This is a genomic window from Brachybacterium avium, from assembly GCF_002216795.1.
Lineage (GTDB): Bacteria > Actinomycetota > Actinomycetes > Actinomycetales > Dermabacteraceae > Brachybacterium > Brachybacterium avium.
Genome location: NZ_CP022316.1, coordinates 3378916 through 3397942, shown reverse-complemented (window position 1 = coordinate 3397942; position 19027 = coordinate 3378916). Strand labels below are relative to the sequence as shown.

Below are 19027 nucleotides of genomic sequence, written 5' to 3'. Positions count from 1 at the left end.
GATGGCGGCATGCCCGCAGCAGCAGATCACACCGCAGAGCCCACACCCTCGAGCTCGTCCAGCCCCGCCGCTGGGAACGATCCTCTGTTCCACGAGCGCGTGGCCCCCGGCCCAGGGCTGTGGATCGTCGCGGTCACGGTGGGCGCAGCGCTGGGGCTGATCCTGGTGCCGCTGAGCCTCACGGCGGCGATCGCGGTCGCCGTGGTCGCGATCTCCGGGCTGCTCGTCCTCGTCGTGCAGTACTCCCCCGTGATCGAGGTCGCAGACGGCCGGTTCCGCCTCAGCCGAGCGCAGATCGAGGTGGAGCTGCTCGGCGCCCCGGAGGTGCTGCGCGGCGAGGAGTGGGCACGGACCATCGGGCAGGATTTCGAGCCGCTGGCGCACCACTGCGTGCGGGGCTGGACGCGCACGGGCCTGCGGGTCGAGGTGCTCGATGCGCAGGACCCCGCCACGGCGTGGGTGCTCTCGACCCGTCGTCCGGATGATCTCGCGCTGGCCCTGCGCACCGCGCAGGCGCTGCACGAGCAGGGCGAGGGCTGAACCGATGGCGCACATCGCCCACACCTGCTGAGATGCGCAGCGGCACCGCACCCGGCCGGGTGCGGTGCCGCTGCGCAGCATCGCGGAGACAGGTCTCAGGCCGCCGCGCACTCCTTGCAGATGATGAGCGTGCCCTCGACGTGGTCGATCTGGCTGCGGTGCTTGACGAGGAAGCAGCTGGCGCAGGTGAACTCGTCCGCCTGGCGGGGCAGCACCCGCACCGACAGCTCCTCACCGGAGAGGTCTGCGCCCGGGAGCTCATAGGAGTCGGCGGCCTCGGCCTCGTCCTCGTCGACGGTGGGGGCGGCGGCCTCGCTCCGCCGTCCCTTCAGCTCCTCGATGGAGTCGTCGCTCGAGTCGTCGTCGTTCTTGCGCGGGGCGTCGTAATCAGTGGCCATCTACGGTCCGTTCCTGGTAGTCGTCGGAAGATCCGACCGGGGGGTCCTGGGGCAAATCCGCGCCGGGGGTGTCCTCGCGGGCCGCATCGCGGCGGCCCAGCTGTCAACGCTGAATGCGGCGGCATTATTGCAGAGAGGACTGCGACCTACAACACCGGGTCCACGAGGGGCGGCAACACGCGGTCGGCGTCCGCTCCAGGAACGGGCGAAGGGGTGCCGCGCACGATATGGTCGCGGCCTAGACTTCTGCACACAAGCAACACGTCTGCACGCCAGCGACCAGGCTCCGACGGAGAGGACGACGATGCGCGAGCTCGAACTCGACGGGATCCATGACGACGGGGAACATGTGCTCCTGGTCGACTCCGAGGGAGAACGGTACACGCTGCGCATCGACAGGGCTCTGCGCGCCGCGGTGCGCTCTGACCGCCCGGCCCTGAACATGATCCAGGCCGCTGATGCCGCCCCCCTGCGCCCGCGGGAGATCCAGACGATGCTCCGCTCCGGCCGCAGCGCGGAGGACATCGCGGAGGCCTCCGAGATCCCGCTGGAGCACGTGCGCCGTTACGAGGGCCCGGTCCTCGCCGAGCGCGAGTGGGCCGCGCAGCGGGCTCGCCTCTTCCCCGTCGGCCGCGGTGGCCCGAGCCTGCTCGACGTCGTCTCCGAGCGGCTCGCCGCTCGGGAGGCGACCGGGGAGACCGCCTGGGACGCCTGGCGTCGACAGGACGGCACCTGGACCCTCGAGCTGACCTTCTCCGCGGGGGGTCGCACCCGTCAGGCCCACTGGGTCGCGGATCTCGACAACCGCTCGGTCTCCCCGGTCGATGACGAGGCCCGGTGGATCAGCGACGAGGACGCCCCGCCGGAGCCTGCCCGCAGTCGGGGCCGGCTCCAGGCCGTCAAGAGCTCCGTCTACGATCTCGAGGCCGACGGCTCACTGGAGGGCTCCCCCGGGGCGGCTCCGCGCGGCCGCGGCTGGCCGCCCCGGCGGCCGGTCGCCGAGGAGCATCCCTCGGTGATCGACGACGAGGACCTCGATGCGCTCAACGCCCGGCGGGGCCTGCGCTCGGTGCCGCGCCCCGAGGACTCCGCCACTGTCTGGTCCGGCCTCGAGGACGTCGAGCCCACCACCACCGGCGAGCAGTCGGCGACAGAGGGCGAGCACATCTCCTCGACCGGTGCGGAGGACGACCAGCGACACCCGGAGGGCCTTTCCGCACAGCCCTCCCCGGCCGAGGACCCGGAGGCGCCCGATCCGGACCACGAGGCCGCGCTCGAGCACTCGATCGGCACCGGCCAGGGCGAGCACGATGCGTTCGAGGACCTCGACTCCGCTGCGCTCGAGGCCGAAGGGGCAGGCTCCGCGACCGACCGGTCCGAGAGCTCCGAGCTCGCGACGGACGGGACCGGCGAGGAGGAGGACGACGTCTCCGACTCCGCCACGGGGATCAGTTATCAGGACACGGTGGATCTCACTCCGCTGCCCGGCTTCGACACCCCCTCCCCCGCAGGCTCCGCGCCGGAGACCGATGAGCACGAGGAGCCCGCGGAGCAGAAGCCGGCGAAGAAGTCCCGGCCCCGCAGCAAGCGGGCCTCGATGCCCAGCTGGGACGAGATCGTCTTCGGCTCCAAGCACGACTGAGCCGCGGAACGGGACCGACCGCACCACGCGGCCGGTCCCGTTCAGCTCTCGGTGTGCAGCAGCGGCACCCAAGCCTCGGCCGAGGTCAGAGAGCCGTGGACCCCGATCATCTGCCGTGCGGTCTCGGGCCGGCGGGAGAAGTCATCCACGCTCCAACGACCCCGGGCGAGCACCAGCACCTCGGGGATCCGTCGTGCGACCCGTTCGGGGACGGCGGTCCCGGCCGGCCCCAGCAGCCCTGCAGCGAGGATCTGCTCGCGGCGGAGCACCAGCGCCCGTTCACCGAGCAGCGCGGTCAGTCCCTCCGCGAGCTCCTGGTCGACGCCCTCGCCCGGCACGGTGTGCAGGGCGAGCGCCCGCGCCTCCCCGGCGACCTCGTCGACCAGACGCAGCAGCCGGGGATGAGCGGCCAGGTCGACAGTGTGCTCCGCAGAGGTGTCGATCATCCCGTGATCGGCCGTCAGATGGATCCGGGTGCCGCGCGGCAGCCGGCGCAGCAGCGTGCCCACCAGCGAGTCGACCTCGGCCAGCGCCGTCCTCCACTGCTCGGAGTCGACCCCGTGGCGGTGCCCGGCGTGGTCGACGTCGTCGACGTGGAGATGCACCAGCCCGTCCGGTCCCGCTCGATGGAGCGCGGTGCGCACCGCCTCGACCCGGTCGCCGCGACCGTGGCCGAGGAACTCCCAGCCCCGGAACGCGACCCCGCTGAGGTGGGAGCCGGAGTGCTTGGCGGGCGCCACCTGCACGGCCCGCCGACCCCTGGTCTCCACCGGGGTGGGCAGCGGCATCCACTGCCGGGGGTCGGTGCCGGGGGCGCCGGTGAGCTGGTTCAGGCTGCGCCCGGTGCGGGGGTCCCGGGTGAGATAGCCCAGCACGCCGTGCAGCAGCGGGGGCTGCCCGGTGTGCAGGGAGACCATCGCGCTCGAGGTGGTCGCCGGGGTGACGGTGCGCACCCGCGTGATCTGGGACTCCGCCCGTCGCAGCGTGGGGGTCAGGGAACGATGCTCCGCGAGCAGGTCCGCGCCCACGCCGTCCAGCAGCACCACGAGGTCACGTCCGGGCTCGGGGTGCTCGAGCAACGGCGGGATCACGTCCAGCAGCCCGGGGTGGTCATCGCCGGCGAAGGGCGGGGGCAGCAGCTCCGCGGGCCAGTCGACGGGCAGGCCGGGCGAGGTCATCGGCGGCATCGGGCCGGGCGGTGGGGGCGCACCGGTCAGGCGCCTGCCGCGTCGATCGCGTCGACCGCATCGACCAGTCGGTCGTGGAAGGCCAGCGCCGCATCCACCGCCTCGGCCCCGTCGGCCAGAGCCGAGACCCGAAGCGCGAGGTCGGAGGGAGCGATGGTCCCGGTATAGCCGTGGTCGATCTGGCAGTTGGGGTCCTCGCAGACCGCGCGCTCGAGATCCACCCGTCGGCTCCCGTCCCAGCTGACCCCAAGCGTGATCTCCGCCTCGGTGCCGGGGCTCCCCTTGCCGTCGGTGTCGAAGACCTGCGAGAGACCGGTGGAGGTGATGCTCCGCAGCCGGATCCGCTCGGTGGTGGAGACCACCTGGCTGGGGTTGAGCGCATCAGCCGGGTCATCATCGAGGTGGGTGACCAGCAGGTGCGTAGCGGTCAGCACCACGACGGTGAGATGGCGGCGCACCTCGGGGCCGTCGAAGGTGGTCTCGGGCCGCACCAGATGAGCGACGGGACGCGCACTGCGCAGCAGACGCGCCAGGCTCTCGGCCGCCGTCTGCGGGAAGTAGCCGGCGGTCTCGAGGTCCGTCAGGAGGTCAGCGGGAAGAGCGGTGGTCATCCCTGCAGTGTCCCATGACGGGCGCTGCCGGGAGATCCTGCCGCCGCCCGGTGGCGCCGCTCACGCACCGGGCGGACCGGACAGGGTGCGTCTCGCGCCGTCGGTGCGGTTGGGCGCGGGGGCCAGGCGGACCCGAGCTGCGACCACCGTGAGCCCGTGCTGCGCGACCAGCACCGGGTACAGCTCGAGGGAGGCGAGCTCGGGGAGATCCTCCGCGAGCAGCCCGATGCGGACCACCAGGTCGGTCAGCGACTCCCGGTCGGCGGGCGGCAGCCCGCGGGTGCCGCGCAGCTTGATCGCCGAGGCCGGGGCGTCCACCAGCCGCGCCGCCCCGCTCTCGCTGAACGGCGGGATCGCATAGGCGATGTCGTCGAGCAGGTCGGTGGCGTCCCCGGCGACCGAGAGGGAGACCACCGGCCCGAGCGAGGGGTCCTCGACGCTGCGCACCACCATCGGCACGCCGGCCGGAGCCATGGCCTGCACCTCCAGCGGGGCGCTGGAGTAGGACAGGTCCTCTCGCATGCTCTTCACCGCGTGGCGCAGCTGGACGGCGTCCGGGATCCCCAGGCGCACGCCTCCCAGGTCTGTGCGATGGCGCAGCACGGGATCCGTGCTCTTGAGCACGACCGGGTAGCCGATCGCGGCGGCCTGGGTCAGGGCGTCCTCGACATCGGTGATCGGACGGGTCGGGAGCAGGTCGATCCCGTAGGCGGCGAGCAGCTCGCGGGTGTCCTCGGTGCTCAGGTCCCCGTCCACGGTCCCCACGCCGGCTCTCCAGCGCTCCACCAGTGCCCGGGCCGCGGCACGATCGATGCCCTCCCGCTGTGCGGGGGCGTCGTCGTCGGCCTGTGGGCGCAGGGCGGCCGCCAGCATGCCGGCCGCCGCCCGCGCGACCGTGTAGGGGGTCGCGTACACCGGTGGCAGCGAACCATCCGCGCGCACCGCCTCCTGGACCGCGCCGAAGCGCTCCGTCGAGGAGACCAGGCACACCAGCAGCACCACCTCGGAGTGACGGGCCACGGTGGCCATCTGCCGGAGCACCTCGGCGGCATCTGAGGTCAGCGGGTCCAGGATCCCGGCGATCACCAGGTCGACGTGGCCGGGCGCGGCCATCGAGGTGAAGGCCCGCTGGATCAGCCGCACATCGGGTGACAGCGGGACGCTGTGGTTGTCGGCGACCACCTCCAGTCCCGCCTGGTGCGCGGCCCCGCGCAGCGAGGCGCCGAGCGCAGCGGTGTTCGACAGCAGTCCCACCCGTCGGCCGAGCGGCGTGCCCTGCCGGCCGAGGGCGTCGACCACGTCCAGGAGATGGTCCACTCCCCGGGTCTGCACCACGCCGGCGGAATCCAGCACCTGGTCCAGGGCGCGACGCGGCAGGGTCGAGGCGCGCACGTCATGCCCGGGCGGCCGATGGGACTCGCTGCCCGGCGGGCGCAGCACGATCAGGGGCGTGGTGCGGGTGAGCCGGCGGGCGATCCGGGTGAACTTGCGCGGGTTGCCCATGGATTCCAGCGCGAGGCCGATGACACCGATCTGGGGATCGTCCGCCCAGTGCTGGAGGGTGTCGTTGAGGGAGACGTCGGCCCGGTTGCCGACCCCCACGAATTCGTGCAGGCCGATGCCGCGGGCGTCGGTGCCGGCCAGCAGCATCGCCGAGAGCGCGCTGGACTGCCCGGCGAGCGCGGCCGGGCCGGGGCGCGGCATCCGCGGGGCGAGGGAGAGGCTGATCGGATCCTCCCCGGTGCGCAGGAAGCCGAGGGAGCCGGGTCCCAGCAGGCGCATGCCGTGGCCACGGGCCCGGGCCACCAGCTCGCGCTGCAGGCGGCGGCCCTCGTCACTGTCCGAGAACCCCTCGGTGGGGATCACCACGCTGCGCACTCCGATGGCGGCGCATTCCTCGATGGCATCCAGGCAGGCCTCGGGGCGCAGTGCGATGACGGCGAGGTCGACCGTGCCGGGGACATCCGCCACCCGTGCCCAGGCCCGGTGCCCGCGCAGCTCGAGGGCGTCGCGGGCCACGAGATGCACGGTGCCGCTGTATCCGGAGTCCTCCAGGGCGGTGAGGAAGCGACCCCCGGTGGAGTCCATGCGCGAGGAGACCCCGACCAGCAGCACGGAGCGGGGGTCCAGGAGCCTCTCCATCGCCCGGGACTCGGCACGGTGCTCGCGCTCGGCCATCACGGCGATCGAGCGCGCGGTGGGGTCGATGCGGAAGGAGACCATCACGACGCCGTCGTCCAGGGTGCGGTCGACGTCGAAGCCGGTCTCGGTGAAGACCTTGATCATCTTCGCGTTCTGCGGCAGCACCTCTGCGGTGAACTCGTTGATGTCGCGCTCCCGGGCGGCGGCCGCGAGATGCTCCAGGAGCACCGAGGCCAGGCCCGTGCCCTGGCGGGAGTCGGAGACGTTGAACGCCACCTCGGCGGAGTGCGGGGAGACCCGGTCGTAACGGCCCACAGCGATGATGTCCTGTCCCACCAGCACGATGAACGCGACCCGGTCCAAATGGTCGACGTGGGTGAATCGGGCGAGGTCCCGGGGCGAGAGCCGGGGCATCGGGGCGAAGAACCGCAGGTACCGCGAGTGCTCGGACTGTCGCTGATGGAAGTCCTGGAGGGCGTCGGCATCCGAGGGGCGGATCGGGCGCAGGTGGGCGGCGGAGCCGTCGCGCAGCGCGATGTCCGCTTCCCAGTGCGCCGGGTAGGCGGGCTCGGTCTCCTCCTCGCCCCGGGTGCGACGGCGCAGTGAGCGCAGGCCGTCTCGTCTGTCCGCCATGGTCCGATCCTAGCGTCGGGGCCGTGGAGTTGACGGGATTCACGTCCTTCCCCGGCCCCGGGTTCCCGGGATCATGGCCGGTCATGCGCCATGATGGCGTGCATGGCCCGATCACGCAGCACCACCCCGCCCTCCGGAGAGGAAGCCGTCGAGGAGACCATCGTCGACATCGACGTCACCAGTGAGATGGAGACGTCGTTCCTGGAGTACGCGTATTCCGTGATCTACTCCCGGGCGCTCCCGGATGCCCGCGACGGGCTCAAGCCCGTCCAGCGGCGCATCCTCTTCATGATGGCCGAGATGGGGCTGCGTCCCGAGAAGGGCCATGTGAAGAGCCAGCGCGTGGTCGGCGAGGTGATGGGCAAGCTCCATCCCCACGGCGATACGGCGATCTACGACGCGCTGGTGCGCATGGCGCAGAGCTTCAACATGCGCATGCCACTGGTGGACGGCCACGGCAACTTCGGCTCGCTGGACAACGGCCCCGCCGCGCCGCGCTACACCGAGGCGCGGCTGGCGAAGGCCGCGCTGCTGATGACGGACTCGCTGGACGAGGACGTCGTGGACATGATCCCCAACTACGACAACCAGCTGCTGCAGCCCGAGGTGCTTCCCGCTCAGTATCCGAATCTGCTGGTCAACGGGGCCTCCGGAATCGCGGTCGGCATGGCCACGAACATGGCGCCGCACAACCTCGTGGAGACCATCGCCGCGGCGCGGCACCTGATCGACCATCCCGACGCGGAGCTCGAGGAGCTGATGCGCTTCGTCCCGGGACCGGACCTGCCCACCGGCGGACGGATCGTGGGTCTGGACGGCATCCGGGACGCGTACCGCACCGGGCGCGGCTCGTTCAAGATGCGGGCCACCACCCGGATCGAGAACGTCACCTCGCGTCGCAAGGGCATCGTGGTCACCGAGCTGCCGTACCAGGTGGGCCCGGAGCGACTGGCCGAGAAGCTGCGCGACGCCGTGCAGGCCAAGCGGGTCCAGGGCATCACCGACTACCAGGACTTCACCGACCGCCACCACGGCCTGCGCCTGGTGCTCACGGTCAAGTCGGGCTTCGACCCCGACGCGGTGCTGGCGCAGCTGTACAAGTACACGCCGCTGGAGGAATCGTTCGGCATCAACAACGTGGCCCTGGTCGAGGGGCAGCCGCGCACCCTGGGGCTCAAGCAGATGCTGGAGGTGTTCGTCGAGCATCGGGTGACGGTGGTCCGCCGCCGCACCGAGCACCGGCTGAGCAGGCGCAGGGCGCGCCTCCACCTGGTGGAGGGGCTGCTGCTGGCGATCCTGGACATCGACGAGGTGATCCAGATCGTGCGTCAGAGCGACGATGCCGAGACCGCGCGCACGCGCCTGATGACCGTCTTCGACCTCTCCGAGCTCCAGGCCGAGTACATCCTCGAGCTGAGGCTGCGGCGGCTGACGAAGTTCTCGCAGATCGATCTGGAGGCCGAGCGGGATGATCTGCGCCGGGAGATCGAGCGTCTCGAGGAGATCCTGGGGTCCGAGGTCGTGCTGCGCGCGCTGGTCTCCGAGGAGCTCGCCGCCGTGGCCGCCGAGCACGGCGATTCTCGCCGCACCGTGCTGCTGGAGGCCGCGGAGAAGCCCGCCGTGGTCTCCGGGGCGTCCCTCGAGGTGGCCGATGAGCCGTGCCGGGTGCTGCTGACCGGGACCGGGCTGATCGCCCGGATCACCGGGGGGGACCCGCTGCTGCGCGAGGGACCGCGCGGTGCGCACGACGTGATCGTCTCCGATGCCCGCACCACCACCCGCTCGAGCGTCGGCGTGGTCACCGATCGTGGGCGGGTGCTGCGGCTGTCCGTCGTGGACCTGCCCTCGCTCGCCCCGACGGCCGGTGCGCCGTCGCTGGCCGGAGGCACGCGGCTCTCCGACCTGATCGATCTGGAGCGCGAGGAGCGGGCCCTGGGCCTGATCCGGGTGGCCGAGCCCGATATCGCGCGGGGCGGGGCGATCGCCGTGGGCACCCGCCAGGGTGTGGTCAAACGGGTCCAGCTCGACTTCCCCCGCGGGGACGGCTTCGAGATCATCTCGCTCAAAGACGGGGACGCGGTGGTCGGGGTCGTGGATCTCGAGCAGGACGAGGACCTCGACCTGGTGTTCGTCACCGCCGAGGCGCAGCTGCTCCACTTCCCCGCCTCCGGCATCCGGCCGCAGGGCCGCACCGCCGGCGGGGTGGCCGGGGTCAAGCTCGCGAGCGGCGACCGGGTGGTGTCCTTCGGAGCGATCGACGTGACGGCTCCGGCCGACGTGGTCACCGTCGCCGGCAGCTCAGGCACCCTGCCGCTGCTGCAGACCGGCTCGCTGAAGGTCTCCGCGCTCACCGAGTTCCCCGCCAAGGGCCGTGCCACGGCCGGAATGCGCTGCCATCGCTTCCTGCGCGGTGAGGACGCGCTGATCGGTGCCTGGGTGGTGCCGCACCCGGCACGAGCCTCGTCCGAGGCCGGGCAGCCGATCGATCTGCCGGAGCCGACGGGACGCCGGGACGGTTCGGGCACCCCGGTGGCCGTCCCCATCGCCGCCGTCGGCTGAGCCGTGCACGCCGCCACGAGCCCGGGGACGCCTGCACCGATCGGGGCCGGCGGCCATCGGTCCTCCCGCGCCTCTCGGGCAGAGTCCCGGCATGTCCTCCTCGGGGTGGCCGGTGCACTGGTGGGTCTCCTCGTCGGGCTGCTCGCCCTGCGCGGGACCTCCCCGCTCGCGGGGACGGGTTCGATCGGCCAGGTCGCCGCGCTGACGGTGTTCGGCTGCGCGGCGGCGACCTCCGCTCTCACCCTCTCGACCCTCACCCGGCAGACCCTGCCGTGGCTCGGGGGACGTCGCTGGTGGCACCGCGCGATCGACGTGATCGGCCTCTCCCTGGTCCACGGGATCCTCGGCCTGTTCCTCGCCGGCGCCCTCTTCGGCGTGTTCCAGCAGGCGTTCCAGGGAGTCGCGCTCGATCGCCTGGCCGGCACCTTCTGGGTCGCCGTCGCGGGCGGGATCGCCGCCTATGTCACCTCGGCGGCAGCCGCGTCGCTGACCACCCGCTCACTGGCCACCCTGCTCGCCGCGTTCCTCACCGTCGGGGTGCTCGCGAGCGCCATGAGTGCTGAGGACCCGTACTGGTGGGAGCGGTACTTCTCCGAGCTCGGCGAGGGCGAGGACCTCGCGAGCGTCACCTTCAACCTCACCCTGCTGCTGACCGGGGTGGCGCTGGTGACCGTGGCGGAGTTCCTCGCCCACGATCTGGGCCGCTGGGCGCGCAGCGCCGGCGAACCGGTGTGGCGGATCACCGCCGTGCGCTCCCTGCTGACCGCGGTCGGGGTGCTGGTCGCCCTGGTGGCGGTGATCTCCCGCTCCGTGAGCATCGTCTGGCACGACGTGGTCGCCCAGTCGCTCGTGGTCGTCTTCGGCCTCACTCTGCTCGCCGTGCCGGTGCTGCTGCGGCGCCTGCCCGGCGCACTGATCGCCGTCACCACCGTCGCCTTCGCCCTGCTGGTGACGGCCATCGTGCTGTACGCGGGGGTGGGCTATCTGAACATGACCGCCTTCGAGATGGGGGCCGCAGGGATCGTGTACGGCTGGCTGCTGCTGCTGATCCGCACGGTCTCGGCAGCCGCGGAGGGCACGGCGGAGCAGATCCGCCGTGCTCCAGAGGCATCGGCGGGTCCGGAGCCCGATCACGGCCGCGCGGCAACAGACTGACGGCCCGGGTCCTGCGCGCGGTGACGTGCGACGATGAGGGCATGAACTCCACCGGCACCGATGCCCCCACCCCGTCCGTCCCGCTGCCCGCAGGGGTCCGCCTCGGCGAGACCCACGGGGTCCCGGCCCTGCTGGTCGAGACCCCGGCCGCCACGGCCGAGCTGCTGCTGGACGGTGCGCAGCTGATCAGCTGGATCCCCGCCGGGCAGCAGGACCTGCTGTGGCTCAGCCCGGACTCCGCCTTCGGCGAGCGCGAGGCGGTGCGCGGCGGGATCCCGCTGATCGGCCCGTGGTTCGGCCCCGGCCGCGATCTGGCGATGGAGGTCAAGCACGGCTGGCTGCGGAACATCCGCTGGGACCTGGCCGCCGCCGAGCGCACGGGCGACGAGGTGGTGATCACCCTGGCCACCCCTGCGGACGTCAAGGCGCTGACCGCGACCGCACAGTTCCGCCTCGGCGCCGAGCTGTCGGTGGATCTCACGATCACCGCCGGTCCTCGCCCCCTCGAGCTGGAAGCGGCGCTGCACACCTATCTCGCCGTCGGCGATGTGCGCCGGATCGAGATCCACGGCCTGGAGGGCGCCGCCTTCCTCGACAACACCCGTGGCCTGCTCCCCGACGTCATGCCGGAGGGGGAGCCGCTGAGCCCGACCGCCTCCACCGACCGGGTGGTGGACTCCACCGCCGAGGTGACGGTGCACGATGCGAAGAACTCCCGCCGCATCGTCTCGACCCCGCGCGGCACATCCAAGACCGTGGTCTGGAACCCCTGGGACGCTCTGGTGACGGAGATGGCCGACATCCCCGATGCGGCCTGGCCCGAGTTCGTGTGCATCGAGCCGGCCATCGCCAAGGACGGCTTCGTGGCGCTCGCGTCCGGGGAATCGCACAGCATCGGCGTCACCTACCGCATCGAGCGCTGACCTCCGCCCCCGCCCGGCGGGGACCGCGACCCGGACCCAGCCGCCCCTGACGGGTGGCTGGGTCCTTGTCATCGTGCCCGGCTCTGCCCCGCCGGCCCTGGACCCCCGCCGACGGGCCTCCGATTAATCGGTTGTGCCGGCCCGGGGCGGAATGGTCGACTGTCCGTATGGAGATGCACTCGACCCCGCTCGCGACCTCGGCCGGCCCGGCCGCGTCGTCGCTCGGCCTCGCCGCATCCCCCATCCGGCCTCACGGACGTCCCGTGGCTCTGCGCGCGGCCGCTGGGGGCCGCGGCACCGCCGGGCCCGCCGCGCCGATGGCCGGCTGACGGAGCAGACCGCTCCGCGCCCCGCCGTGCGGCCACACCGCCGGCACCCCTTGGACCAGCTCTCGCCGCACGACGCCCTCTTCCCCGAGGTTGCCGTCTGAGGCGAGCGCACCCTCCTGCACGCTTCACGGACTGCCGCTGTCCGTACCGTGCCGGATCCTCGTTCTTACCTCACTCCCCCAGGAGCCCACCATGTCCCCTCGCACCGCGCTCGAGACTCGCAGCCCGACCGTCACCCGCACCACCGCCACCGCCTTCGAACCGACCATCGCCGACCGCAGCCTCCGACGGCTGGAGCACGCCGGCGACGACCATGCCGTCGACGCCCTGCTGCGGAGATTCCTCGCCCGCCGTCGAGCGGTGCGGCAGGCCCGCCGAGAGCTGGCCGCTCGGCAGGCGCGCCATGAGCACGAGCTGCTCACCCAGCGAGCTCTGCTCGGCACCGGCCTCTCCCACCTGCGGTGAGTCCCGAGCACGGCCCGCCCGGACCCAATCCGGGCGGGCCCGTGCTGCGTCGGCCTGTGCAGCGCCAGGCGGTCAGCGGGTGCGGTCAGGCCCGACGAATGTGGTCCGGTCGCAGTGGTGCACCGATGCCGAGCGAGGTGAGCGCTGCGATCGCCAATGCGCCGCCCGCGACGGCCAGCACTGGTCCTGTGAGGCTCTCCGCGCCGAGATGCGTCACCATGCCCGGATCCATGCCTCGGTTCCCGGTCTCGACGAAGGCGACAGCGACCAGCTGCCCGATCGCGAGCGCCGCTCCCCCACCGACCACCAGCGGCAGCGCCACCTCGAGCCAGTACGCACGGCGCAGCACGCCCACAGGGGTGCCGAGCAGCCGGAGGCGGGCGTGCTCCGCCCGGCGACCCATCGCCAGATCGGCCGTGCCGAGCAGGAAGGCACCCAGGCCGACGGCCAGGACAACGAGGTTCAGCAGGCGGATGGTGTCGATGGTGGCCTGGTACGGGGCGAAGTCCTCCGCTGTCCAGCCGTTATGAGCATCGATACCCAGAGCTCTGAGCTCCGCGGGCAGGTCGGGGCGCGGTGATGCGGTGATCATCGCGTCCACCCCGCCGAACTGCGAGAACTGCTCCTCGGTGAGCAGTGCCCGAGGGACGAACAGGGTGGGTTCTGAATCCGTGTCCTGCCATGCCGGGACCGGAACCCGGGTGAGCTCGTCCGCAGAGACCTCGATCCGCAGCACGGGGTCCCCGAACCCGCCGGTGCTCTCGTCGTACTCGGTGCCGAACAGGTCCACGGTGCCCTGGAGCGGTGTCTCCACAACGAACCCCGCCGCAGCCGGAATCCAGGCCGCACGATCATTCCGGCAGCCCTCCACCTCCGGTCGGAGGACGCGAAGCTCCTCACAGGTGGTCACCGTCGCCCGCAGCGCGTGCTCCTGTGGGGTGCTGCCCGGGGCGACGACGAAGCCGTCGGTGCTGACCGCCACCTCCCGGGCTCCGCCGACCTGCTCCAGTGCCCGTTCCAGGTCTGCGACGGCCGCCCGGTCCGGGAGGAACGCCGACGCGACGGCCTCGACATCCCGGTAGTGACGCCCGGCCTGGTAGACCGGGGTGGCGGCGAGGACGCTGATCAGTCCCTGCCCTGCGGTCGTCACCACGACGCCGATCACCAGGGCTCCGAGCACCCGGCCGAGCACGGCGGGCTGTGACTGCAGTCGCCGTCCCGCCACGACGGTCACCGGGGTGCCGGCCCGGACGAGCAGGTCGGCGCTGCGCCGCACCAGCAGAGCGGGCAGCAGGATGCTGCCCAGCGCGGCGAGCCCCGCCCCGCCGAGGAACAGCACGACGAGCACGGGGTTCGAGAGCCCCGGCAGGCTCCAGCTGAGGATCAGCATCGACAGGCCGACCACCAGGATCACCGCCCGCCAGAGACCGGGACTGCGAGCGACCTCACCGCGTGCCCGCTCGAGCGTCCCCATACCAGAGCGCCGAGTCGGCATCGCGGTCCCGGCGATCAGGCACAGCGGCACCGCGAGGGCCACGATGAGGGAGACCACGGCGACGTTCGGCGCCGGGCTCATCCCCAGCAGCACCCGTCCGGCCCAGGGCACCAGCAGCGTCCCGGCCGCGAGGCCTCCGGCCGCGCCGAGGAGCGCAGGCGGCAGGCTCTCTCCGATGCCCACCAGCACCTGCTGCCCTCGGCGCATCCCGAGCAGGTGCAGACGGGCCGTGCGCCGAGAGCGGTCCTGCTCGGACATGCGGCCGGTCGCTGCGGCGGCGGCGAGCACGGGAAGACCGATCGCCAGGGCCACGATCCCCGGCAGGATCATCCCGAACACCTCCGTGGCGCCGACCCCGGGGCGAGGCTGCGGGGCCGGGCCGCATCCAGCAGGGACAGCACCACCACCAGCAGCGCACAGCCGATCAGGGACACCAGCAGGGCGCTCAGCGCGCGGAAGCGGCCATGGTCGGTGGCGCGCAGCGCGAGGGTGAGGCCGAGGCGCAGGGACGGCAGCATCTCAGCCCACCAGCTCCCCGTCGCGCATGCTCACCAGGCGGTCCAGGTGCGCGGCGACGCGATTGTCGTGAGTGACGACCACCAGGGTCGTGCCCTGCTCCGTGACGGTCTCCATCAGCGCGTCCATCACCGTGTCGGCGGCGACCGTGTCCAGAGCGCCGGTGGGCTCGTCGGCCAGCAGCAGGGCGGGCTGGTGGATCAGCGCACGGCCGACGGCGGCGCGCTGCGCCTGCCCTCCGGAGACCTGAGCGGCACGGCGGTCCGCGACCTCACCGAGTCCGAGGCGTTCGAGCATCGTCGCGACCTCGGCGCGGATCCGCGCCGGCCTGCCGCCCAACAGCTGCAGCGGGAGGGAGAGGTTCTCGGCCAGGGTGAGCTCGCCGATCAGGTCGCCGAACTGGAAGATCATGCCCATCCGGGCCAGGCGGAGCTGTGCGCGGTCCTTCTCGCGGAGTGCGACGAGGTCCTCGCCGAGCACCCGCAGCGTGCCCTCATCGGCATCCAGCACGCCGGCGAGCACGTGCAGCAGCGTGGACTTCCCGCATCCGGACGGTCCCATCACGGCGACCTGCTCCCCGGCGGTGATCTGCAGGTCGATGCCTCGCAGCGCGGGGTCATGCCCGTAGGAGACCCGGACTCCGTGCAGGTCGATGACGGGCGTCGAGCCGGAGGTGGTATTCGCCTGCTCCCGGCGCGTGGAGGCGGCGGTCATCGCCGGTCCCCGGTCTCCTCGGACCGTGCACCGGCCGCATCCTGCCACTGCGTCCGCAGGGCGTCGAGACGCTGGCCCGCCTCCTGGATCCAGCGCAGATCGGCATCGAGGTGGGTGAGCTCGTAGTCCAGCTGCAGCAGCAGTGCGGGCTCGGCGCCCCGGCGGCGAATGGTCAGCTCCCTCATCCGCACCATGTGGCTCTCCCTCTGCGCGGTGAGGACCTCCTGGGCGTCCCGCCCGGAGAGCAGCGCGATGGAGATCCTGACGAACAGGGTCGAGGCGGAGAAGGCCCCGGTGGCCTGGGGAGTGGAGATCCAGTTCTCGAGCTCGGCGACGCCGTCCGGGGTGATGCCGTAGAGCTTCCGTTCCGGACCGGAGCCGCTCTCGACGGTGAGGATCTCGGCCCATCCCTGCCGTTCGAACCTCGCCAGGGAGGAATAGACCTGCCCGAAGGCCAGCGGCCTCTCCGGGGCGAGGAGCTGGTCAAAGTCCTGTTTGAGGGAATAGCCGTAGGCCGGTGACCGATCCAGCAGTCCCAGCAGGGCGTGCGCGGTGCTCATTCCGGCACTATACACAGTGCGTATACGTTCTGCGTATAGCTCGTCGGACACCACCGCCCTCGCAAGGCCGCCAGCAGCAGCCCGACCTATGGGTGAGTGGCCGAGAGCGGTGCGGTCACCGCACAGAGATCCCCTCGGCGGCCATCGCCGCCTTCGCCTGCGCGATCGTCATCTGCTGGAAGTGGAAGACGCTCGCGGCCAGCACCGCATCGGCGCCGGCGTGGACCGCGGGGGCGAAGTCCTCGGGCGTGCCCGCGCCGCCGGAGGCGATCAGCGGCAGGGTCGTCACCTCCCGCGCCAGGCGGATCAGCTCGAGGTCGAAGCCCTGCTTCGTGCCGTCGGCGTCCATCGAGTTCAGCAGGATCTCGCCGGCGCCCCGTTCGGTGACCTCACGGATCCAAGCGATCGCATCGATGCCGGTGCCGCGCCGGCCGCCATGCGTGGTGACCTCGAAGCCGGAGCCGGTGCGGGCCGTGCCCTCGGGGGTGTCCTCGGTGACGCGCCGGGCATCGATGGACAGCACCAGCACCTGATTGCCGAAGCGGCGGGAGATCTCGGAGATCACCTCGGGCCGGGCGATCGCCGCGGTGTTCACCCCGCACTTGTCGGCGCCGGCCCGCAGCAGCTGGTCGACATCGTCCACCGAGCGCACGCCCCCGCCTACGGTCAGCGGGATGAAGATCTGCTCGGCGGTGCGTCGCACCACCTCGATCATGGTGTCCCGTCCGCCGGAGGAGGCGGTGACGTCGAGGAACGTCAGCTCGTCTGCGCCCTCTGCGCCGTAGCGGGCGGCCAGCTCCACCGGGTCCCCGGCATCGCGCAGATCCTTGAAGTTCACACCCTTGACGACGCGGCCCGCGTCGACGTCCAGGCACGGGATCACTCGGACGGCGACACTCATGCGTCGATCCTCTCCATATCGAGCTCTTCGGCTCCCTCGATGATGAACTGCTTGCGCGGAGCGACCTCGGAGCCCATCAGCAGCTCGAAGACGGCGCTGGCGGCCTCTGCGTCCTCGATCCGCACCCGCCGCAGCGTGCGATGACCCGGATCCATGGTGGTGTCCGCCAGCTGATCGGCGTCCATCTCGCCCAGGCCCTTGTAGCGCTGGATCGGCTCCTTGTACTTCTTGCCGCGGCGCTCGAGGTTCTTCAGCAGCTTGTTCAGCTCCGCCTCGGAGTAGGTGTACACCAGCTCGTTCTTCTTCCGGCCGCCGTGGATGATCTCCACCCGGTGCAGCGGGGGCACTGCGGCGTAGACCCGCCCGGCCTCGACCAGCGGTCGCATATAACGGTGGAACAGGGTCAGCAGCAGGGTGCGGATGTGGGCGCCGTCGACGTCGGCGTCAGTCATCATGATGATCTTGCCGTAGCGGGCGGCGTCCAGATCGAAGGTGCGGCCGGAGCCGGCCCCGATCACCTGGATGATCGCCGCGCACTCGGTGTTCTTCAGCATGTCCGTGACGGACGCCTTCTGGGTGTTGAGGATCTTCCCGCGGATCGGCAGCAGCGCCTGGTGCTCGGAGGAGCGAGCATTCTTGGCGGTGCCCAGCGCGCTGTCGCCCTCGACGATGAACAGCTCCGAGCGCTCCACGTCGTGGGTGCGGCAGTCGGCGAGCTTGGTGGGCATGGTGGAGGACTCCAGCGCGTTCTTGCGGCGGGAGACCTCCTTGTGCATGCGGGCGGCGATGCGTGCCCGCATCTCCGAGACCACCTTGTCGATGACCAGGTTCGCCTGCTCCTTCTCGCCCTTGCTCGTCGAGGTGAGGAAATCCGTCAGTCGCTCCTCGACGACCTTGGCGACGATCGCCCGGATCGCAGGCGTGCCGAGGACCTCCTTGGTCTGTCCCTCGAACTGCGGCTCGTCGATGCGCACGCTGACCACGGCGGTGAGGCCCGCGAGCGTGTCGTCCTTCTCGATCTTCTCGTTCTTCGCGTTGAACTTCACCCGGCGCGCGTGGTTCTCGACCTGCTTGCGAACGGTCTTGACCATCGCCTGCTCGAAGCCGGTGACATGGGTGCCGCCCTTGGGGGTGGCGACGATGTTCACGAAGGAGCGCACGGTCGAGTCGAAGTCCGCTCCCCAGCGCAGGGCGATATCGACCTCGCAGGAGCGCTCCACATCGGTGGAGACCATGTGGCCCTTCGCATCCAGCACCGGGATCGTCTCGGTGTACTCGCCCGTGCCGTGCAGCCGGATCACGTCGGTGATCTTCTGGTCCTGGGCGAGGTACTCGACGAACTCGCTGATGCCGCCGTCGTACTTGTACACGCGGGTGGCGGGCTGGTCCGGGGAGGCCTCGGGGCGGAGATCGGTGACCGCGAGCTTGAGCCCGGGAACCAGGAAGGCCGTCTGGCGGGAGCGGCGGTTCAGGTCATCGAGCGAGAAATGGGATCCCTTGACGAAGATCTGCGGGTCCGCCCAGTAGCGCACCCGGGTCCCGGTCACACCGCGCTTGGCCTTGCCCACCACACGCAGTGCCTCGGCCCCGGAGGACGGAGTGAACGGGGACTCGGGGTCCGGGCCGTCGGTGTCGGCGAACTCGCCGGGCTGGCCGCGCCGGAAGCTCATGGCGTAGACCTTGCCACCGCGGTCCACCTCGACGTCGAGCCGGCCGGACAGGGCGTTGACGACGCTCGCGCCGACCCCGTGCAGGCCGCCCGAGGCGGCGTAGGAGCCGCCTCCGAACTTCCCGCCGGCATGGAGCTTGGTGTAGACGACCTCGACGCCGGTCAGGCCGGTGCGGGGTTCGACGTCCACCGGGACGCCGCGGCCGGTGTCCCGCACCTCGACCGAGTGATCGGAGTGGAGGATGACCTCGATCGAGTCCCCGTAGCCTCCGAGCGCCTCGTCCACCGCGTTGTCCAGGATCTCCCAGAGGCAGTGCATGAGCCCCCGCGAGTCGGTGGAGCCGATGTACATGCCGGGGCGCTTGCGGACGGCCTCGAGGCCCTCGAGGACCTGGAGGTTGCGGGCATCGTAGGCGGACTTCTTCGCAGCACTGGTGGTGGACACCCCCCAGATGCTACGGGTCCGAGCACGTCGAACCCGGCATTGAGGCGTGCCGTACCGCTCACAGGTCGGTGACGGCGCCCCATGCGCGGTTCCGCTCACACGCCGTTGCGCCCCCAGCGAACCAGGGCTGTGGACACTCCCCG

The 19027-nt window shown here is 71.7% G+C and carries 16 protein-coding genes; 6 read left to right on the top strand and 10 right to left on the bottom strand.

What is annotated here, in order from left to right; translation table 11 throughout:
* Positions 1-9 precede the first annotated feature (9 nt).
* A complete protein-coding gene (locus tag CFK39_RS15205; RefSeq protein ID WP_089066168.1) occupies positions 10-540 on the top strand; it encodes a DUF3093 domain-containing protein in 531 nt (176 codons plus the stop codon).
* Between the two features lie 95 nt (positions 541-635).
* On the opposite strand, the gene CFK39_RS15200 is transcribed toward CFK39_RS15205, so the two are convergent.
* Positions 636-938 (bottom strand): DUF4193 domain-containing protein, encoded by a 303-nt coding sequence (locus tag CFK39_RS15200; RefSeq protein WP_089066167.1) that lies wholly within the window; start codon positions 936-938, stop codon positions 636-638.
* Between the two features lie 304 nt (positions 939-1242).
* On the opposite strand from CFK39_RS15200, the gene sepH reads away from it, so the two are divergent.
* On the top strand, positions 1243-2580 hold the full coding sequence (gene sepH, locus CFK39_RS15195; protein ID WP_089066166.1) for a septation protein SepH: 1338 nt from the start codon (positions 1243-1245) through the stop codon (positions 2578-2580).
* Between the two features lie 41 nt (positions 2581-2621).
* Here the strand turns inward: sepH and CFK39_RS15190 are convergent, their stop codons facing one another.
* From CFK39_RS15190 to CFK39_RS15180, 3 genes are read right to left on the bottom strand one after another with little or no spacing between them, the layout of a single operon-like run.
* Entirely contained in the window at positions 2622-3758 is a 1137-nt protein-coding gene (locus CFK39_RS15190) for an alkaline phosphatase family protein (RefSeq protein WP_089066165.1), read from the bottom strand.
* Between the two features lie 35 nt (positions 3759-3793).
* Positions 3794-4378, bottom strand: a complete 585-nt coding sequence (locus tag CFK39_RS15185; protein ID WP_089066164.1) for a DUF5998 family protein — start codon at positions 4376-4378, stop codon at positions 3794-3796.
* A 60-nt stretch (positions 4379-4438) separates the two neighbouring features.
* Positions 4439-7153: a bifunctional acetate--CoA ligase family protein/GNAT family N-acetyltransferase gene (locus tag CFK39_RS15180; protein ID WP_089066163.1), complete on the bottom strand. Its 2715-nt coding sequence runs from the start codon at positions 7151-7153 to the stop codon at positions 4439-4441.
* A gap of 102 nt (positions 7154-7255) precedes the next feature.
* Here CFK39_RS15180 and CFK39_RS15175 point away from each other — a divergent pair, with 102 nt between their 5' ends.
* From CFK39_RS15175 to CFK39_RS15160, 4 genes are all read left to right on the top strand, one after another.
* Positions 7256-9712, top strand: a complete 2457-nt coding sequence (locus tag CFK39_RS15175; RefSeq protein ID WP_157697188.1) for a DNA gyrase/topoisomerase IV subunit A — start codon at positions 7256-7258, stop codon at positions 9710-9712.
* Positions 9713-9832: 120 nt separating this feature from the next.
* Positions 9833-10867 carry a hypothetical protein gene (locus CFK39_RS15170; RefSeq protein WP_245822722.1) on the top strand — a complete coding sequence of 345 codons (1035 nt, stop codon included), beginning with the start codon at positions 9833-9835 and terminating at the stop codon, positions 10865-10867.
* 41 nt (positions 10868-10908) lie between these two features.
* Positions 10909-11790, top strand: coding sequence for a D-hexose-6-phosphate mutarotase (locus CFK39_RS15165; RefSeq protein WP_089066161.1), 882 nt, complete (start codon positions 10909-10911; stop codon positions 11788-11790).
* 521 nt (positions 11791-12311) lie between these two features.
* Positions 12312-12584, top strand: coding sequence for a hypothetical protein (locus tag CFK39_RS15160; RefSeq protein WP_089066160.1), 273 nt, complete (start codon positions 12312-12314; stop codon positions 12582-12584).
* 85 nt (positions 12585-12669) lie between these two features.
* Here CFK39_RS15160 and CFK39_RS15155 read toward each other — a convergent pair whose 3' ends face one another.
* The 6 genes from CFK39_RS15155 to CFK39_RS15130 all read right to left on the bottom strand — a co-directional run bounded on the left by CFK39_RS15155 (position 12670) and on the right by CFK39_RS15130 (position 18884).
* Entirely contained in the window at positions 12670-14409 is a 1740-nt protein-coding gene (locus CFK39_RS15155) for a hypothetical protein (protein ID WP_089066159.1), read from the bottom strand.
* On the bottom strand, positions 14406-14597 hold the full coding sequence (locus CFK39_RS15150) for a hypothetical protein (RefSeq protein ID WP_089066158.1): 192 nt from the start codon (positions 14595-14597) through the stop codon (positions 14406-14408). Before CFK39_RS15150 ends, CFK39_RS15155 begins: the two co-directional genes overlap by 4 nt.
* Position 14598: 1 nt before the next feature.
* A complete protein-coding gene (locus CFK39_RS15145) occupies positions 14599-15309 on the bottom strand; it encodes an ABC transporter ATP-binding protein (protein WP_089066157.1) in 711 nt (236 codons plus the stop codon).
* Positions 15306-15869 (bottom strand): PadR family transcriptional regulator, encoded by a 564-nt coding sequence (locus CFK39_RS15140; protein WP_089066156.1) that lies wholly within the window; start codon positions 15867-15869, stop codon positions 15306-15308. The genes CFK39_RS15145 and CFK39_RS15140 overlap by 4 nt, the downstream gene beginning before the upstream one ends.
* A 115-nt stretch (positions 15870-15984) precedes the next feature.
* Positions 15985-16770, bottom strand: coding sequence for an imidazole glycerol phosphate synthase subunit HisF (gene hisF, locus CFK39_RS15135; protein ID WP_089066155.1), 786 nt, complete (start codon positions 16768-16770; stop codon positions 15985-15987).
* The gene (locus CFK39_RS15130) at positions 16767-18884 is read right to left on the bottom strand and encodes a DNA gyrase/topoisomerase IV subunit B (protein WP_089066154.1); all 2118 of its coding nucleotides are present in this window, start codon (positions 18882-18884) and stop codon (positions 16767-16769) included. Before CFK39_RS15130 ends, hisF begins: the two co-directional genes overlap by 4 nt.
* Positions 18885-19027 lie beyond the last annotated feature (143 nt).

Excerpts from the sequence above, each read along its gene's own strand:
- CFK39_RS15205 (WP_089066168.1), top strand. The coding sequence starts at position 10 with ATGCCCGCAGCAGCAGATCACACCGCAGAGCCCACACCCTCGAGCTCG.
- CFK39_RS15200 (WP_089066167.1), bottom strand. The coding sequence starts at position 938 with ATGGCCACTGATTACGACGCCCCGCGCAAGAACGACGACGACTCGAGC.
- sepH (WP_089066166.1), top strand. The coding sequence starts at position 1,243 with ATGCGCGAGCTCGAACTCGACGGGATCCATGACGACGGGGAACATGTG.
- CFK39_RS15190 (WP_089066165.1), bottom strand. The coding sequence starts at position 3,758 with ATGACCTCGCCCGGCCTGCCCGTCGACTGGCCCGCGGAGCTGCTGCCC.
- CFK39_RS15185 (WP_089066164.1), bottom strand. The coding sequence starts at position 4,378 with ATGACCACCGCTCTTCCCGCTGACCTCCTGACGGACCTCGAGACCGCC.
- CFK39_RS15180 (WP_089066163.1), bottom strand. The coding sequence starts at position 7,153 with ATGGCGGACAGACGAGACGGCCTGCGCTCACTGCGCCGTCGCACCCGG.
- CFK39_RS15175 (WP_157697188.1), top strand. The coding sequence starts at position 7,256 with ATGGCCCGATCACGCAGCACCACCCCGCCCTCCGGAGAGGAAGCCGTC.
- CFK39_RS15165 (WP_089066161.1), top strand. The coding sequence starts at position 10,909 with ATGAACTCCACCGGCACCGATGCCCCCACCCCGTCCGTCCCGCTGCCC.
- CFK39_RS15160 (WP_089066160.1), top strand. The coding sequence starts at position 12,312 with ATGTCCCCTCGCACCGCGCTCGAGACTCGCAGCCCGACCGTCACCCGC.
- CFK39_RS15155 (WP_089066159.1), bottom strand. The coding sequence starts at position 14,409 with ATGATCCTGCCGGGGATCGTGGCCCTGGCGATCGGTCTTCCCGTGCTC.
- CFK39_RS15150 (WP_089066158.1), bottom strand. The coding sequence starts at position 14,597 with ATGCTGCCGTCCCTGCGCCTCGGCCTCACCCTCGCGCTGCGCGCCACC.
- CFK39_RS15145 (WP_089066157.1), bottom strand. The coding sequence starts at position 15,309 with ATGACCGCCGCCTCCACGCGCCGGGAGCAGGCGAATACCACCTCCGGC.
- CFK39_RS15140 (WP_089066156.1), bottom strand. The coding sequence starts at position 15,869 with ATGAGCACCGCGCACGCCCTGCTGGGACTGCTGGATCGGTCACCGGCC.
- hisF (WP_089066155.1), bottom strand. The coding sequence starts at position 16,770 with ATGAGTGTCGCCGTCCGAGTGATCCCGTGCCTGGACGTCGACGCGGGC.